The organism is Pseudoalteromonas sp. Z1A6 (genome assembly GCF_011378745.1).
GTDB classification, from domain to species: Bacteria; Pseudomonadota; Gammaproteobacteria; order Enterobacterales; family Alteromonadaceae; genus Pseudoalteromonas; species Pseudoalteromonas arctica.
Window position 1 is genome coordinate 1 of record NZ_WTKW01000058.1, and the last position, 16,211, is coordinate 16,211.

11 protein-coding genes are annotated in these 16,211 nt (G+C 38.6%); 2 read left to right on the forward strand and 9 right to left on the reverse strand.

Annotation, left to right across the window (positions count from 1 at the left end; translation table 11 throughout):
• Nucleotides 1-80 precede the first annotated feature (80 nt).
• The 4 genes from mrcB to GQR46_RS05780 all read right to left on the reverse strand — a co-directional run bounded on the left by mrcB (nt 81) and on the right by GQR46_RS05780 (nt 5,595).
• Entirely contained in the window at nt 81-2,423 is a 2,343-nt protein-coding gene (gene mrcB, locus GQR46_RS05765; protein WP_165728474.1) for a penicillin-binding protein 1B, read from the reverse strand.
• Between the two features lie 150 nt (nt 2,424-2,573).
• Complete coding sequence (locus tag GQR46_RS05770) at nt 2,574-3,803, reverse strand: ammonium transporter (protein WP_010555509.1); 1,230 nt, start codon at nt 3,801-3,803, stop codon at nt 2,574-2,576.
• A gap of 9 nt (nt 3,804-3,812) precedes the next feature.
• Complete coding sequence (locus GQR46_RS05775; RefSeq protein ID WP_004587162.1) at nt 3,813-4,151, reverse strand: P-II family nitrogen regulator; 339 nt, start codon at nt 4,149-4,151, stop codon at nt 3,813-3,815.
• A gap of 220 nt (nt 4,152-4,371) precedes the next feature.
• On the reverse strand, nt 4,372-5,595 hold the full coding sequence (locus tag GQR46_RS05780; protein WP_165728473.1) for a diguanylate cyclase: 1,224 nt from the start codon (nt 5,593-5,595) through the stop codon (nt 4,372-4,374).
• Between the two features lie 365 nt (nt 5,596-5,960).
• Here GQR46_RS05780 and GQR46_RS05785 point away from each other — a divergent pair, with 365 nt between their 5' ends.
• The gene (locus GQR46_RS05785) at nt 5,961-7,478 is read left to right on the forward strand and encodes a carboxypeptidase (protein ID WP_165728472.1); all 1,518 of its coding nucleotides are present in this window, start codon (nt 5,961-5,963) and stop codon (nt 7,476-7,478) included.
• 39 nt (nt 7,479-7,517) lie between these two features.
• On the opposite strand, the gene GQR46_RS05790 is transcribed toward GQR46_RS05785, so the two are convergent.
• The 3 genes from GQR46_RS05790 to GQR46_RS05800 all read right to left on the reverse strand — a co-directional run bounded on the left by GQR46_RS05790 (nt 7,518) and on the right by GQR46_RS05800 (nt 12,584).
• Nucleotides 7,518-9,749: an ATP-binding protein gene (locus GQR46_RS05790; RefSeq protein ID WP_165728471.1), complete on the reverse strand. Its 2,232-nt coding sequence runs from the start codon at nt 9,747-9,749 to the stop codon at nt 7,518-7,520.
• Entirely contained in the window at nt 9,736-10,545 is an 810-nt protein-coding gene (locus GQR46_RS05795; protein WP_165728470.1) for a phosphate/phosphite/phosphonate ABC transporter substrate-binding protein, read from the reverse strand. Before GQR46_RS05795 ends, GQR46_RS05790 begins: the two co-directional genes overlap by 14 nt.
• A 515-nt stretch (nt 10,546-11,060) precedes the next feature.
• Nucleotides 11,061-12,584 carry a CYTH and CHAD domain-containing protein gene (locus GQR46_RS05800; RefSeq protein ID WP_165728469.1) on the reverse strand — a complete coding sequence of 508 codons (1,524 nt, stop codon included), beginning with the start codon at nt 12,582-12,584 and terminating at the stop codon, nt 11,061-11,063.
• Nucleotides 12,585-12,878: 294 nt separating this feature from the next.
• Here GQR46_RS05800 and GQR46_RS05805 point away from each other — a divergent pair, with 294 nt between their 5' ends.
• Nucleotides 12,879-13,484, forward strand: coding sequence for a TIGR04211 family SH3 domain-containing protein (locus GQR46_RS05805; protein ID WP_007584830.1), 606 nt, complete (start codon nt 12,879-12,881; stop codon nt 13,482-13,484).
• Nucleotides 13,485-13,516: 32 nt separating this feature from the next.
• Here the strand turns inward: GQR46_RS05805 and GQR46_RS05810 are convergent, their stop codons facing one another.
• Together GQR46_RS05810 and GQR46_RS05815 are read right to left on the reverse strand one after the other, a co-directional pair.
• Nucleotides 13,517-14,578, reverse strand: a complete 1,062-nt coding sequence (locus GQR46_RS05810; RefSeq protein ID WP_007584829.1) for a CNNM domain-containing protein — start codon at nt 14,576-14,578, stop codon at nt 13,517-13,519.
• 55 nt (nt 14,579-14,633) lie between these two features.
• Nucleotides 14,634-15,986: a magnesium transporter gene (locus GQR46_RS05815; RefSeq protein WP_165728468.1), complete on the reverse strand. Its 1,353-nt coding sequence runs from the start codon at nt 15,984-15,986 to the stop codon at nt 14,634-14,636.
• Between the last annotated feature and the right edge of the window lie 225 nt (nt 15,987-16,211).

Consider the following 16,211-nt stretch of genomic DNA (forward strand, 5'->3'; position numbering starts at 1 on the left):
ATCCCCGCTAATTTCTTAGCAGGGATTTGTGTATAAGAGACAGCTAAATAAGCGGCTTCGTTGTTTAAAGTAGTCTTAGATTAACGAATACATTGTGGTCTTGGCTCAAACTCACTCGCTCTAAGTGGTAGCTGAATCACCTTGCCACATCCTGGTGGTGCCTGCTTACCCGTTTGCTCATTTACAAATGCCCAGCGTATTGATGGCGGACGCGTATCGGCTATTGCTTGTGGATTAAGTGGCTTTAAGTAGCGAATATATGCTTCTAATGCACCTACGCTGCCCGTTAAACCCGTGCTTTTGTTGTCGTCTCGACCAAGCCAAGCTACCGTCACTGTATTTTGATCAAAGCCTGCAAACCAACTATCACGTAAATCGTTACTAGTGCCAGTTTTGCCTGCAAGTTGGATTGATGGGAAGTGTAAATTTAAGCGTTTAGCAGTGCCGTCTTTCGTTACGCGTTTCATCGCGTATTTAGTCATATACATTGCAGATTTATCAAAACGAGGCTCTGCATTTACTTTATGCTTATAAAGTACTTTACCAACCGAGTCGGTTAATGCCGAAATTGCAGTAAGCTTTTTATATTCGCCATCTGCAGCAATTGTCGTATAAAGCTGAGCAACTTCAAAACTCGACATTTCAACAGCCCCTAAAAGCAACGATGGGTATTCGTTTATCGCCCCTTTAGCGCCTAATCCTTTTAGTGTATTCGCGACTTTATCAACACCTACATCGAGGCCTAAATTAACCGCTGGAATATTAATACTGTTACTAAATGCTTTATAAAGAGGTATTGCACCACGGTATTGATGATCAAAATTTTCTGGTTGCCACACTTTTCCCTGCTCATTTGTAACCTGTACTGGCGAGTCATCAAGCAAAGTAGCTAAATTATAATGTGGTAATTGCAGTGCGGTTAAATACACAGCAGGTTTTACCAGCGAGCCAATATTACGTTTTGTATCTAAAACACGGTTAAATCCTGAATAACGAACATCGCGCCCTGCAACAAGTGCAGATACACCGCCCTTTTCTACATTAACAGAGATCATGGCTGCTTCTAGTTTTTCGGTTCTAGGACGATTTTCCAGGTACGGTAAGCTCTTTTCAATAGACTCTTCCATTGCTGTTTGCTTTTGCAAATCAAAATAAGTAAATACTCTTACACCTGCATCAAGTGTTTGCTGATCTGGCAATAATTCATTTAATTCTCTGTTTACTAACTCTAAATAGCCTGGATATGATTTTTGTAAACTCGCTTTCATTGGCGCAATATCAATTGGGCGATTAAGCGATGCACGGTACTCTTTTGTGCTAAGTAGCTTGTTTTCAACCATAAGGCGAAGCACTAAGTCTCGGCGCTCCATTGTGCGCTCTTTATAGCGACGTGGGTTGTAATAAGATGGACCTTTAACCATTGCTACCAGCAAAGCAATTTGATCGTACTCAAGCTCATCTACCGGCTTTGAAAAGTAAAAGTCAGCAGCAAGCCCCATACCGTGCACACCTTGGTTGTATGACTGCCCTAGGTATACTTCATTTAAGTAAGCTTCCAATATTTGATCTTTTGAATAACGATAATCTAAAATAAGGGCAATAAAGGCCTCATTTATTTTTCGTACTAAAGAACGCTCACGTGTTAGGTAAATATTTTTAGCTAACTGTTGAGTAAGCGTACTGCCACCTTGAACGGTGCGCCCCGCTTTAATATTAGAATAAAGCGCGCGTAAAATAGAAAACACTGATACACCATGATGTTCGTAAAAATCACGGTCTTCAACCACCAATAGCGTATCTTTTAGCATTGCTGGAAACTTATCTAGTGGTACAAATTCTCTATCTTGTTTAGAGTCATTACCAATACGCGCTATTTGCACAGGCTCTAGACGAGCTGAATTTAAACGCCTACCAAACTTATCTTTAATGGTCGCAACTTTTTGCCCTGCAAAGCGAAGTTCAATAATATGTGATTCTTCAAGGCCATCATAAAATTCAAAATCACGACGATAAATCTTGATGCTATCTGCTGTTTTAACAAACTGTCCTGTGCGGCTTAATCTATTAACCGATGAATAATTTAAACGCTCTAGCTCAAACACTACTTCCTGGCTTGATAAAAATTGCCCCGGATAAAACTCCATAGAACGAGCATACACTTGCGCTGGAAGTTGCCATTTATTACCTTCAAATATACGCGTTGTTTTTGAATCTAAATAAATGAAGTACATTGCCATTGCAATAAAAACAGCCAAGCTTAGTTTCCAAAACACTGACCATGTTTTTCTCATAAAAGAGCGTTTAACAGTGGTTTCCACTGTTTTTTTACTGCCCTTTGAGGTGCTTTTCTTTGTCTTGCTTGACGATTTACTTGCACGTTTAACTGCAGGTTTACTGGTAGGTGTTTTTTTATTATCGGCCATTTAAGTGTAATTTATTCCAAGGGTTATTCACGAGTGTGAGCTTAGCATATTGGATATATCCTAACATCCGAAAAGTTAACCCCCCCTGAAACAAAAAAAGCCCTACCGAAGTAGGGCTTTGTGTAAACACACTATTATTTAAATAAACTATTAGCTATTTCGAACAGAAACAAACTCTGGGTAGGCTTCAATACCACAATCGTGTTGATCCATACCGTTTAGTTCTTCTTCTTCGGTTACTCGTATACCCATTGTTTTGTTAAGCACAGTCCAAACAATAAATGATGCTACAAATACAAAGGCAAGAATACATACTAGACCCGTTAACTGATTAACAAAGCTTGCGTCACCATTGGTTAGCGGTACTAACATAATACCTAATGCGCCACACGTACCATGAACAGAGATAGCACCCACTGGATCGTCAATCTTAACTTTATCAAGTGCTATGATACTAAATATAACAAGTGCACCACCAAGTAGACCAAGTAGACATGCCATTAATGGTGATGGAGATAGAGGGTCTGCTGTTATAACAACTAAGCCAGCTAATGCACCATTTAAGACCATTGTTAAATCTGATTTACCCCAAAGTACTTTACATACAAACAGTGCTGCAATAGCACCCATTGCAGCTGCTGCATTGGTGTTAAGTAATATTTGGCCTACTGCAGTTGCGTTTTCTTTATCCGAAAGTAGTAATTGAGAACCACCGTTAAAGCCAAACCAACCCATCCATAAAATAAATGTACCTAGTGTAGCAAGTGGTAAGTTTGAACCTGGAATTGGGTATATTTCACCATTCTTACCATATTTACCTTTACGAGCACCTAGGATTAATACACCAGCTAGTGCAGCTGCTGCACCTGCGCCATGCACAATTGCAGAACCTGCAAAATCAACAAAGCCCATTTCAGATAAGAAACCACCACCCCATGTCCAGTAACCTTCAATAGGGTAAATAAAACCAGTTAGTACTACAGCAAAACCTAGGAAAGCCCACAGTTTCATACGCTCAGCAACAGCACCCGATACAATCGACATAGCGGTTGCAACAAATACTACTTGGAAGAAAAAGTCAGATTCTAAAGAATGGTCAGCATCGGCAGCTTGTGTACCAATTAAAGCGCCTATTGAAGGAATAAAACCACCTTCGGCATTGTCTACATACATAATGTTGTAGCCAACTAATAAAAACATCGTACATGCAATTGAATATAGCGCGACATTTTTAGTTAAAATTTCAGCTGTGTTTTTAGAGCGAACTAAGCCCGCCTCTAACATGGCAAAACCTGCTGCCATCCACATTACTAATATACCTGATATTAAAAAATAGAAGGTATCGAGTGAAAACTTTAGTTCTATTATTGTATTTTCCATGAGACCCCCTTAAATTGCTTCTTCGTCAAGTTCGCCAGTACGGATACGAACAATTTGATCCAAGTCGTACACGAAAATTTTACCGTCACCAATTTTACCTGTTGATGCAATTTTAGTGATTGCTTCAACAACGCGTTGACAATTTTCAGTACGCGTTGCAATTTCAAGTTTGATCTTAGGAATAAAATCTACTTGGTATTCTGCACCACGATATAACTCAGTATGACCTCGTTGACGTCCAAAACCTTTAACATCAACTACTGTCATCCCCTCAATTCCTAAATCAGCGAGTGCTTCACGCACGTCGTCTAATTTAAATGGTTTTATGATTGCACTAATCATTTTCATAGCGGCCCCCTCGGACTCTTTATTGTTATCCTATTGGGTTAAACAATCCAACCTTTGTGCCACTATTTTATATCAATTAAAAACAGCCACTTAGTAAAAAACACAAACTCAAGATCAAAAAAAACGCACCAATTAGGTGCGTTAATTTAACAAGTCAGCTACATTGGTGCGTGCTATATCTCTATATATTTATCACGTACCTAGTTTTGTTTAAGAAGGGTTATACCACGCAGTTTCTGCCTTGGTTTTTAGCTTCGTATAATGCTTTGTCAGCAACACGCATAGCCTGCGTTAGACTAGTGTCTTGAAAGTCAGCCAAGCCTATACTAGTGGTAATTTTAATTGATTTATCGCTAATAGAAAAATCGTAACTAGCCATCTTTTTCCTAAATGCTTCAAAGTATTCACGACCGCGTTCTAGCTCTATTTCAGGTAATATTATGGCAAACTCTTCTCCGCCAACCCGTGCAACCGTAAACTTTGAAAACGTAGATCGTATTAATGAACCAACCTGCTTTAAAGCCTGATCGCCGCCTTCATGGCCTAATGTATCGTTAATGTTTTTGAAAAAATCGATATCAAGCAATGCCAAAGTATTTTTCTGGTTTTTACTTTTAAGGAGCTTTTCTGCATATTGATAAAAGTAGCGTCGGTTATGAAGCCCTGTTAAGTGATCCCTATGTGCGCTTTCTTTAATATCTGAAATTAACGACAGTTGCTCCATTGTTTGAAGTACTCGACAATGAAACTCTTCATTCATAAATGGCTTTGTTAAAAAGTCATTGGCGCCGTATTTAATAAATCGTGCTGATAGGCCATGCTTTCCCGCGCCCGATAAGCCAATAATTGCTAAGTCGTCTCGGCCTCTAAAATTACGTACCGCTTTGACAAGTTCAAAGCCATCCATAGAGGGCATAGCGTAGTCGGTCATAAGTAGCTTTATATCAGGATTAGCTTTTAATATTTCGAGTGCTTGTTGTCCATCGTGGGCATCTGTTACATCAAACAATTGCTTTTCTAGCATTTGCTTCATTAACGAGCGACTTAGTAATGAGTCATCTGCTATTAGTGCTTTACAGCCTTGATTTCTGAGTAATTGCGCAACGAGCTTAACGGCATAATGGTAAGAATCGCGATTATCTTTAATAACATAATCAACTACGCCCAATTCAAGCATTTGTTGGCGCTTGTACTCATCTATTTTTGAGGTTAAAACAACCGTAGGAATTTTTTTAGATAAAGTATATTTTGCAACTTCACCGTGCGGAGCATCTGGCAAAGTTAAATCAACTAACGCAAGCGTATAATCGTGCTTTTCTACGAACGTAGCGCATTCTGCTAAAGACCAAGCAAAATCAATTACTACATCAAGGTATTGTGCAGTTAAGTGGCGAAGCACCTGCTGCACTACTTTACTGTCTTCAACCACTAATACTCTTTGCATAAAGCTTCTCTTTACCTTTAATTAATTTTGTAACAAAACGACAAATACAACGCTATTACTGCAATAGCATTAGTCATAAACATCCGGTGTAGAGTGCACTTATGTGCTTGAAAGCGTAATCCATTAGATTTTTTTGGTGATAGCTTGTATATAAAATCAATACAAGTAGGCCCGCAATATACCTGAATTCTGTGATTAACTAAATAAAGAAACCAAATCCTAAATAACTATAAAAGTGGTTAGCACGCGTCTCTAAGCGCATTAATACCTTACTTAACTAGTATTATCGGCCACTAGTCTCAATACTTTTGTTATTTAACTCATTAATGTCTTTAATGGTGTATCAACAATAATAAGGACACCTAATGAAGCTTAGTCGTATTATCAGTTTACCGATAACCGTTATTGCATTAATAATCAGTACAAGCACGCTTGCCGATAACCAACGTCGTATTGATGTAGACAGCAAAGTTGTTACTCAACATAAAGCTAAAATCAACGGTCAACGCTTTAATTACACCGTTGCCACAGGCACACAACCTGTATGGGATGATAAAGGCGACGCGGTTGCGACATTGCAATACACCTACTACACACGCGACAAAGTTGACGACAGGACAACTCGCCCATTACTTATTTCATTTAATGGCGGGCCAGGCTCGGCTTCTGTATGGATGCACCTTGCTTATACTGGTCCTCGCGTATTAAAAATTGATGACGAAGGCTATCCAATTCAACCTTATGGCGTAAAAGACAACCCATATTCTGTACTTGATATTGCCGATATTGTTTACGTAAACCCTGTAAATACAGGCTACTCTCGCGTACTTGAAAACGAAAAAGGCGAACTTCCTTCTAAAGCAAAACAAAAAGAGCTATTTTTTGGTGTTAATGCCGATATTAAGTACCTTGCTGAGTGGTTAAATACTTTTGTAAATAGGGCTGAGCGCTGGCGATCGCCTAAATTTTTAATTGGTGAAAGCTACGGTACAACACGTGTATCGGGCCTAGCTCATGAGCTTCAAAATAGTCAATGGATGTACATAAACGGTGTTGTTCTCGTATCACCTACTGATATTGGTATTAAGCGCGACGGCCCGATTAAAGCAGCTAACCGCCTACCTTACTTTGCAGCAACTGCTTGGTATCACAAAGCACTTAAAGCCGATTTACAAGCTAAAGATCTAGATGAGTTATTACCTGAAGTTGAAGAGTTTACTGTAAACGAATTAATCCCAGCGCTTGCCAAGGGTGGCTTTATTAATGCTGAAGAAAAACGTCGAATTATTACAAAAATGGCACACTACGCTGGCTTATCAGAAAAGTTTGTTGAACAAAATAACTTGGATATTCCAACTCAATTTTTCTGGAAAGAGCTACTACGTGAGCGTGGTCAAACTGTGGGTCGCTTAGATTCTCGTTATTTAGGAATAGATAAACGAGGCGCGGGTGAATCCCCAGACTACTGGGCTGAACTTACCTCTTGGTTACACTCTTTCACTCCTGCAATTAATCACTACTTACGTGAAGAGCTAAACTATAAAACAGATGTAAAATATAATTTATTTGGTAATGTTCACCCATGGGATAGAACCGGTAATAATACGGGCGAAAATCTACGTTTAGCAATGGCGCAAAACCCTTACTTAAACGTGATGATTCAATCAGGATACTTTGATGGTGCAACCAATTACTTTGACGCTAAATATACGTTATGGCAATTAGACCCAAGCGGTAAAATGAAAGACCGTTTGAGCTTTAAAGGCTACAGAAGTGGGCATATGATGTACCTTCGCCACGCTGACTTAGAAAGCTCTAATAACGATTTACGTGACTTTATACAGGACGCTTTACCTAAGAAAGGGGAAGCGGCTAAATACTAAAATATTTTAAACATAAAATGGCTCTTTATGAGCCATTTTTTATGTGCGTTTTTCATATCGTAAACAATAGCTTTTAAGTTGCGTTACTACATCGTTGAAGCAGGTCTCGAGACTTTGCATTTCATTGTTATCAATAGATTCATTTTCTGCATACGTTTCGATCTGCTGGCATATATCAGCCAGTTTAATAGCCCCTACCGATTTTGACGACGACTTTAAGGCATGGGCCTGAAAAGCCAAATCAACATAATTTTTACTCTTAGCATACGCATTAGCTAATTTAATTTGCTCCCCTGCCGTTTGTAAAAACGCATTAAACACCATGCAGTGCACAGTAGGATCATCACCAAGCATTGCTTTTAATAACGTGATATCTAGTTGATCAAAACTATCTGAAGCTATATTTTCACCATCAGATTTTTCTGATCGCGTGTTGACCACTGTTTGAGAGTGCTCCATCAATAACGACTTTAATTTAACAAGCTCAATGGGCTTGGTTAAAAAGCCGTTCATTCCACAATCATAACAATTATCTATATTGTTTTTGGTAATGTTGGCCGTAATTGCAATTATAATAAGTTTATCAAAATGAGTGTTTTCGCGTATTTTTTTGGCTAACCCTAACCCATCGAGTAAAGGCATTTGAATGTCGGTTAGTAAAATATCGAAGTGTTTATTTTGCAGAGTTTCCCAGGCTTGTTCCCCATTACTTACAAAAGTAGAACACACTCCAAGCATGGTTAATTGCTGCCTTAATACTTGCTGATTTGTAACCTGATCCTCTGCTACTAAAACCTCAAGCGTAGGAAGAGTTACTGTATCTAAACTTTGAAGTGTTATTTGAGGAGATTGCACTTGTGCTGGCAAATCAGTTTGATCAAAGCTGTTAAAGTTTAGTGTAAAACAAGAACCTTTGTGCTGCTCACTTTGCGCGCTTAAAGAACCCTGCATACGCTCTACCAGCTGCTTAGTTATCACTAAACCAATACCGGTTCCATTTACTTTACTGGTTTCAGCTCCTAAGCGGTCAAAAGGTTTAAATAAGCGAGAAATGTCATCAGGAGCAAATCCACATCCGGTATCTATTACATCTATTTCGCATTGTTTATTACTTAACACCCGGCAATTTATATTAATGCTGCCATTTGGTTTGTTGTATTTAATCGCATTTGAAAGCAAGTTAAGCATCACTTGTTTAAAGCGGCGCTGATCAATGTAAATACTCAACCCTTCTAAGGAATCGAAACCTTGGGTATACAGTGTTATTGATTGCCCTTTAATAAGCTCAGTGACGAGCTCTACTGACTCCTCTAATATGCTTTTAATAGGCACATAAGAAAAACTAAACTGCATATTACCCGACTCAATAGCCGTTAAATCAAGTACATCGTCTATAAGTAATAGTAAATGTTCTCCAGCTTGATAAATGCTTTTCGCGTTTTCTTTTTGTACTTTATTAGCACTCTCATCATATCCATACAGCTGGGCTAAGCCTAAAATTGCATTTAATGGGGTTCTCAATTCGTGGCTCATACTGGCCATAAAATCTGACTTTGCTTTACTTGCAGACTCGGCTTGAATTCGTAATACATTTAATTTTTGATGGTTATTAGCAACCTCATCAACCATGTTATTAAATGCACTTATTACACTGCCTACTTCATTTTGTTGTTGTTTATCTATATGGCAATCAAAGTCACCTTTGGCTAAACGTGAAAACCCCTGCTTTAAAGTCCTTAAAGGCGACGTAACCCTGTAATCCACCAGCCAAGCTAAACCTATAAAAACGATAACTAAAATAATAAATTGTATATATATTAAGGTGTAATGAAGTTTTGAAGATTCGTTTATTTCATTCGTAAAATTAACAACCAAGCTAATATTAGCCAGCGGTTTATCTAAAAACACCACCTGCTGAGATAACAACATGTCGCCGTTTTCATTTGCTCCAACCCAGTTTTCAAGCGGGTATAATTGGTTATTTGAATCCACATCAACAATTTTAATACTTTTCCAATTAGGGCGAGTTTGGAGTTGGCTGTCTATTTCTTCATACAGCTCTGCATACTGCCTAGTTAACAACGGAGTCGTTATAGAAGTCGATAACTGCGCTAAAGAACGCTGAGCAGCCTTTGAAAGCCCATCGTTTACCCAACGCGCTTGCTCAGGTAAGGCGTAAAACATAAAAAGACAGGCCATAAGCAAGCCACAAAGCAATACAACAATAAAGCTTTGCGCCCTTAGACTACGAAACCCTCTAATTTTCAACATAAAATGAGCGCAAGCCCCACTGAGTTAACTGCTGATACTCTGCTAAAGTTGCAATACTAGGTTTAATAATTGGGATACCTGCAAGTAAATGTTTATGCTCTGGGCTTTGCCCAATATCTAAAATAGCTTGTTGCACTTTTAACTGTATTGCAGGGTCAACCCTTGGGTGGACTACAATTGGATGGCGACTAATTTCACGCGTTTTATAAAGAATTTTAAGCTTATTTTGCAAGCTTTCTGGTTGTTGTTTAAATGTGCCCATTACACCACCGCCCGCCATTGTTGAATGCAGTGCTACATTTAAATATACCGAAGGGTGGGTTTGAACATATACAGGCTTTATTGTTAGCCCATATAACAATGCTAAGTCGGCTCTCATTAATAATGACGCACCTAATGCATTAGGTGCAGGGAATGCTATTTCGGCGCCCTCTAGTTGGCTTAAATTATCAATATTACTGTCTTTGTTTACGAGCAAAATACCTTGCAGCTTTCGCCCTGCATCTTTTATTAGTGGCAAATATCCCTGCTTTTCATATGCTACAACACTGTGCCATGGATTCATGTATGCAAAGTCGTATTCGCCATTAGCAAAGGCTTTTTCAAATACCGGAATAGACTCAACTGTAATTAGCTTTATTGATACCCCTGTTTGCTTACTTACTTGCTTTAACAAAGGTTGCCAAATAGCATTTAGCTTTTGCGGCTCATATTGCGGCACTACACCAAAAGTATATTCTTGAGCCAATAAGAGTGAGCTGTGCATCAAACATAATATAGCCACTAAATACTTCATCAATTCTCCAAATAATAGCGTGTCATTATTGCTTAAGCGTAGTTAAAGACTACTCAACACACCATAAAATTATTATATATTCGATATTTAGCACTGACCTACTTTGATTACAGGTAGTTTTGGAGTGTATTTTTATGTGTGAGCATATGATGTAAATTAATAAAGATGTCGTAAGTACTTTTTAGGCCGGCTTTATTGATTACAGGTAGTTTTGGAGTATATTTTTATGTGTGAGCATATGATGTAAATTAATAAAGATGTCGTAAGTACTTTTTAGGCCGGCTTTATTGATTAGCCAAGTAGGGATTGATCCATGAGGCAAAGCTGGTTGGTATTTCGCTCATCTGCGCTTTTACTTCAAAAATATTATCACTGTGGCTTTGATAATACACACTTACGCCATTTTTGTTTTTATACAAATGCCATGTTGGCTCAGCGTAAGTGTTAAAAATAACGAGTTAAAAAATAACGGATAAGCACTTTTGTAACTGAATTTCATTACAAAAGTGCATCATTTATTTTTGCCAGTAAGGTTCTATGTCAAATGAAGCAAGGCGACTTTGCTCCATCGCACTCACCAAATATTCAGACTTTTGTTCAAGCCATGACTGGATTTTAGCAAGCTGTTCGTCTTCTTGCCCAGCACATAACTGCTTTAAATACTCAAGCGTACTTAACTCATAAATACCATGAGAAATATCAAGCCAAGGCAATCTAAACTCTAGGCGTTCCTCTTTATCAAATAACGATCCTAAGCAGTTACCGCTCAGTAAACTATTTTCAAGTTGAGTGCGCAGGTTTAAATACGAAGCGACATCGAGTGTTTGTTCTTTAGGGAGTAATTCGTGCAGATTTTTCCAGTCTTTATTAAAAAGCCTACTCGCAATGGACGACACGTTTTGCTCAGCCGCTTGAAGCTCTATTTGCCCCCAATCTTTACGCCACTGTTTATCAATTAACCACGTAGTTAACGACAGTAATAAACGATTATAACGCGCGCTATGAAACAGTGCATTTATATCGTCAATGCTTGGCTGTAACTCTTTTAAATCACCAATGACTTGAGTAAGTGCTGGAGCAGCATTAATTTTTTTATAAAAAGCATGGCGTTTAGACGTGTACGTTTTTAATTGAATCGCGTTTTCTACCCACGCTAATTCGCTTAATAACCATTTAAGCTCTGTACGTAAATGTTCTGTACTTTCTTTGGATACTATATCGTCGTACAGCCAAAAAGTATGGCGTATTAGGCTAATGCCGTCAGTTACGCGTTTAAGCGTTTTTAAACTTGGCTTATCGAAATAGCATTGCTCATGCTTTTGCACAAAGCGAATGCCAAAGTTCATGGCTTCAACTAAAGCACGCTCTTGGGTAGTCGACTTTGGTAATTGAACAAAACCAATAGATTTGCTTGGTATTAAAGGTTTTTCATCTGCAAGGCGATAACCACGCGCGGCCTTAGAGTATAATCCTAAACGGATACAGTTCTGGCTAACCAGTACATCTGCAAACGCAAACAACTCATTACGACTGCCCTCAACAAGCTCAATTTCAAGCTCGCTAATAATTTCAATTTTACCCGAAGCCGCAATTTCACCTTTATCGAGTACAACTTCAATTTTAGCGCCACTTTCGGTTTCAATTAACCAAGTACGACGAATAAAGTTAGTACTAAATATTGGATACAAGTTTTTTGAGATTGCGCTTATTTGCATGCCATGAGGCCAAATATCAGCATCAAACGCCATTAAATTAGGGCGACTTGATTCAATTGGTAAATTGTACTCTGGACGTTGGTGTAAACCACCTACAACTTCACCTGCAAGCTTTATAGTTTGCTCGCATTCGCTGTCAGAACAGCGAGTTCTAAAGCCTATGTCAAGCGCTCTAAGCTCTCGGCTTGGCGTGTCGTAGTATGCATTTTGTAAGCTGCGTGACGGTTTATTCTTCACCGTTTTTGCAAATTGAGTAATTAACGAGGGGATCAGTGGAATAACGGCATCTGATACCAAAAATTTCAGTTCTATCTCAGTATCCATTCGGTTTGCGGATTACCTTTAAAATAAATAAGTGCTCAAAATAAACAAAGCACACTAACAATGCAAATTTTTTAGCCTTATTTTAGTGCCTGTTGACCTTTGTGGATTAAAATTCGTTCTATCTAGAGGCAATTTAATCGCGGGGCGAGGTTTGTAACCTAGTGGGCTAGGTAACTGCTACTGGGTTACAATATCAGTCTTGCTATTGAGCTATTTAATCCATACTATCTAACTACTTATGTGAAATGAAAATCACGTTCATAACGGACGCAGTTAGATCAACAAGGTAGATAAATGCTAAAACATTGTTTATTAGGGCTACTTTTAACAGCCACCACATTTATGAGTTATGCAGAAGAAGCAAAACCTGCAAATTCAACTAATGCAAACACCGCTTATATTATCGATAATTTATATACTTTTATGCGCTCTGGTGCGAGTAAGAATTATCGACTACTCGGCTCTGTAGATGCTGGAACAAAGTTAACCTTGTTATCTGCTGAAGAAAACGGCTTTATAAAAATTAAAGATGATAAAGACCGCGAAGGTTGGATAGAAACTAAGTTTGTTACCAAAACGGCAGGCTTACACCAACAGTACAAAACACTAAGTAGCGAAATGAGTACTATGCAAGAAAACCTGCGCCAAGCTCAAATAGAACTTCCGCAGCTACAAGAGCAAAACCAAACTTTAACTGATCAAAACCTGCAGTTATCGGCCCAAATTACTAAGCTTAAAACAACGCTAGAGCAAGAGCGCACCCAAAAAGAAGCTGCTAGCTCAAAAGAGAAACGTCAGCTACTTACTTACGGTGGTGCTATTGCGTTTTTAGGCCTGTTTTTAGGTATTATATTAACGATAGTGTTGTCACGTCGTAAACGCTATGAAGGTTGGGCATAACCCTCCTTTCTATTGAATACAAAAAAGCCGCTTTATAGCGGCTTTTTATTTTCTGTATTTTCATGCAGTTCGAGTTTTGGTGCACTCATACCTTTGAGTAACCGACCAAATATATCAGCGCCGGTAATAATGCGCTTCACATCACTCCACACTAACACCACATCGTGATCAATGGCCCCATCAAACGATTTATCTAAAGAATGACTAGCCCGTATTTTTAAAATAACTTCACTCAGGCGCATCGCCTCATCAGCAACAATAATAGGTCTGTGACAATAATGATAAGGGTCGAACGTCTCTGGTTCAAACAAGGCTGAACGTAAAAAGCCGTCAGCATCTACCACTAATAAAGGCCAACCGTCTTCATTGGTAATGATCACCCAGTTATAACCTGACTTATGTAGTTTTCGTAAAAACTCATTATCAGTCGTTAATGTAAGGTCTGGGAAAATAGGCAAATCAAGCTTAGTAGGCAAAGCAATAATAGAGTCTGGATCAATTACCTCACCCTCTTTGGTTACGCTTATTTCATCTAAGCTAAAAAAGTTAAGCGCGCCTATTCCCTCAACGTGCTGAACATCAGCCTCTTCTGCTTCTATGTGTTTGCGAATAATACCTCTGAGCTCACTTTCAGCAAAGTACGTAATCCCCTCTTTACCTAACCATGCATCGAGAATTAAAGCCGTTGGCTTAGCAACTACATAAAACAGAATCTGATAAAACTTAATTAGCGGCGAAAGTAGGCTCGCCATTTTTAGCGCATTACGCGAAAAATAAGCCTGCGGTGTTATTTCACCAATAATAGTAATTGCGATAGTTGAGAATAAAAACGAACTTGCGCCCATTAATACCGAATCAGAAAGTAGTGTAAGTAGTACGTTAATACCTACGTTGCCCCACAAAATAGTCGATAATAAAAAGTTAGAGTCGTTTCGAAGGGCCATCACTTTTATGGCCGCCTCGTTCCCTTTTGCACTTTCCATTTCGAGCTGAAGCCTACTTAGTGAAAAAAACGCTAAGTTTAAGCCCGAAAATATTGCCGATTGTGAAATACACAAAGCAATTGCACACCAAATCATGACTTCAAAGGTCATTGTATTTTCCTGTTAGTAATACCAATTCACTTAATTAAGCGAATTGGTATAAGGCTTATAAAAGCAATAAACTGCCTAAACCTAAAAAGGTAACAAACCCAACAATATCGGTAACGGTAGTTAAAATTACCGAGCCAGATAACGCAGGATCAATTTTCATTTTGTCTAAAATAGACGGAATAACAACACCAGCTAGTGACGCGGCCACTAAATTCAATAATATGGCTACCGTAATCGTAATACTGAGCATTAAATCGTTAAACCATAAGAAGGTAAGCAGGCCTATTACAAACGCCCATACCAAGCCATTTACAGCGCCAACACGTAGCTCTTTTTTAAGTAACGCATTGCGGTTTGAATCTGTAACCTGTCCGAGCGCTAAACCACGCACAATAACGGTTAATGTTTGACTACCTGCGATCCCGCCCATAGAAGCAACCACTGGCATTAATACAGCGAGTGCTACAACCTGTTCTATAGTTGCGCCAAATAAACCGATGAACCAGGACGCTAAAAAGGCAGTAGCTAAGTTAATACCTAACCATATACCACGGTTTTTAGCACTTTTTCGCACACTTGCGAACAGGTCTTCGTCTTCACGTAAACCACCGGCTTTAGCGGCTGCTTCATCAGCAATTTCTTGTCGTAATTCATAAGCAGAGGCAATGGTTAATCGCCCAAGTAATTTGTTATCAGCATTAACCACTGGCAGTGCCATTTTTTCACTGTGAATCACCACCTCTGCCGCTTCATATAAATCATCATCAGCATGGAGCGATGAAAAGTCATGATTTGCCAATGTCATTAAGTTATCAGTGTCGCTGGCTTTTATTAAATCATTTACCGCAACCTCACCTATTAAACTACCCTTGCGGCTTACTAAATAAATAACTTCACTGTATTGCGGTAAACCTTTATGTAGCAATTTTTTAGCACCACCGGCTGTTAGCTTCTCCGATACTTTTAAAAAGTCAAAACCTAACCAGTGACCAAGTTGTTCTGGCGGGTATTGCTGCGCTAATTCATATTGTTTGGTTTGCGCTTCATCGAGTTGCTTTTTTGCATACTCAACAAATCGCTCTGGTATAACTTCTTCAAGTTCCAGTAGCTCTTCTACATTAACTTCATCAAGAAGTTTAAAAGCCTCAGTGTCTTCTAGTGTTTGCAGCAACCACAAGCAACTATCTTCACTTAAATTAACAAAAATTTCGTGTTGCGTGTCTTCGTCAAGCAACTGCCAAATTTCAAGTCGTTGTTCTTTTGGTATCGCCTCAAAAAGTAATGACAGGTGCTCTGTTGAAAGCGTTAACTGCGCATCTGCTAATAATTTATTTTTGCGTTCTGTTGTATCGCATTGCAATAAATCATTTATGAGCTGTGGAAGTTGGTCTACCGGATACTCAATCATCTTAAAACCTTAAATTTAAAAGCGTACATTATTCACAGTTTACTTGAACAATAAAAAATTGCAGAAAAAACGTGAACTTATTAAGCATGCGCAGGCTATTTTTGCGCATTGTATGGGCAAACTAAATGCAGTACTAATATTTATTTTAAAAAATTAAAAAAACAGTAAAAGGAATTGTTTTTAAGGAATTAAACGACAAGTAAGTAAACCAAACGGATTACTTAT

Coding starts and splice junctions, on each gene's coding strand:
- GQR46_RS05805 (WP_007584830.1), top strand. CDS start 12,879: ATGCTAAAACATTGTTTATTAGGGCTACTTTTAACAGCCACCACATTT.
- GQR46_RS05790 (WP_165728471.1), bottom strand. CDS start 9,749: ATGTTGAAAATTAGAGGGTTTCGTAGTCTAAGGGCGCAAAGCTTTATT.
- GQR46_RS05800 (WP_165728469.1), bottom strand. CDS start 12,584: ATGGATACTGAGATAGAACTGAAATTTTTGGTATCAGATGCCGTTATT.
- GQR46_RS05815 (WP_165728468.1), bottom strand. CDS start 15,986: ATGATTGAGTATCCGGTAGACCAACTTCCACAGCTCATAAATGATTTA.
- GQR46_RS05780 (WP_165728473.1), bottom strand. CDS start 5,595: ATGCAAAGAGTATTAGTGGTTGAAGACAGTAAAGTAGTGCAGCAGGTG.
- GQR46_RS05810 (WP_007584829.1), bottom strand. CDS start 14,578: ATGACCTTTGAAGTCATGATTTGGTGTGCAATTGCTTTGTGTATTTCA.
- GQR46_RS05795 (WP_165728470.1), bottom strand. CDS start 10,545: ATGAAGTATTTAGTGGCTATATTATGTTTGATGCACAGCTCACTCTTA.
- mrcB (WP_165728474.1), bottom strand. CDS start 2,423: ATGGCCGATAATAAAAAAACACCTACCAGTAAACCTGCAGTTAAACGT.
- GQR46_RS05775 (WP_004587162.1), bottom strand. CDS start 4,151: ATGAAAATGATTAGTGCAATCATAAAACCATTTAAATTAGACGACGTG.
- GQR46_RS05785 (WP_165728472.1), top strand. CDS start 5,961: ATGAAGCTTAGTCGTATTATCAGTTTACCGATAACCGTTATTGCATTA.
- GQR46_RS05770 (WP_010555509.1), bottom strand. CDS start 3,803: ATGGAAAATACAATAATAGAACTAAAGTTTTCACTCGATACCTTCTAT.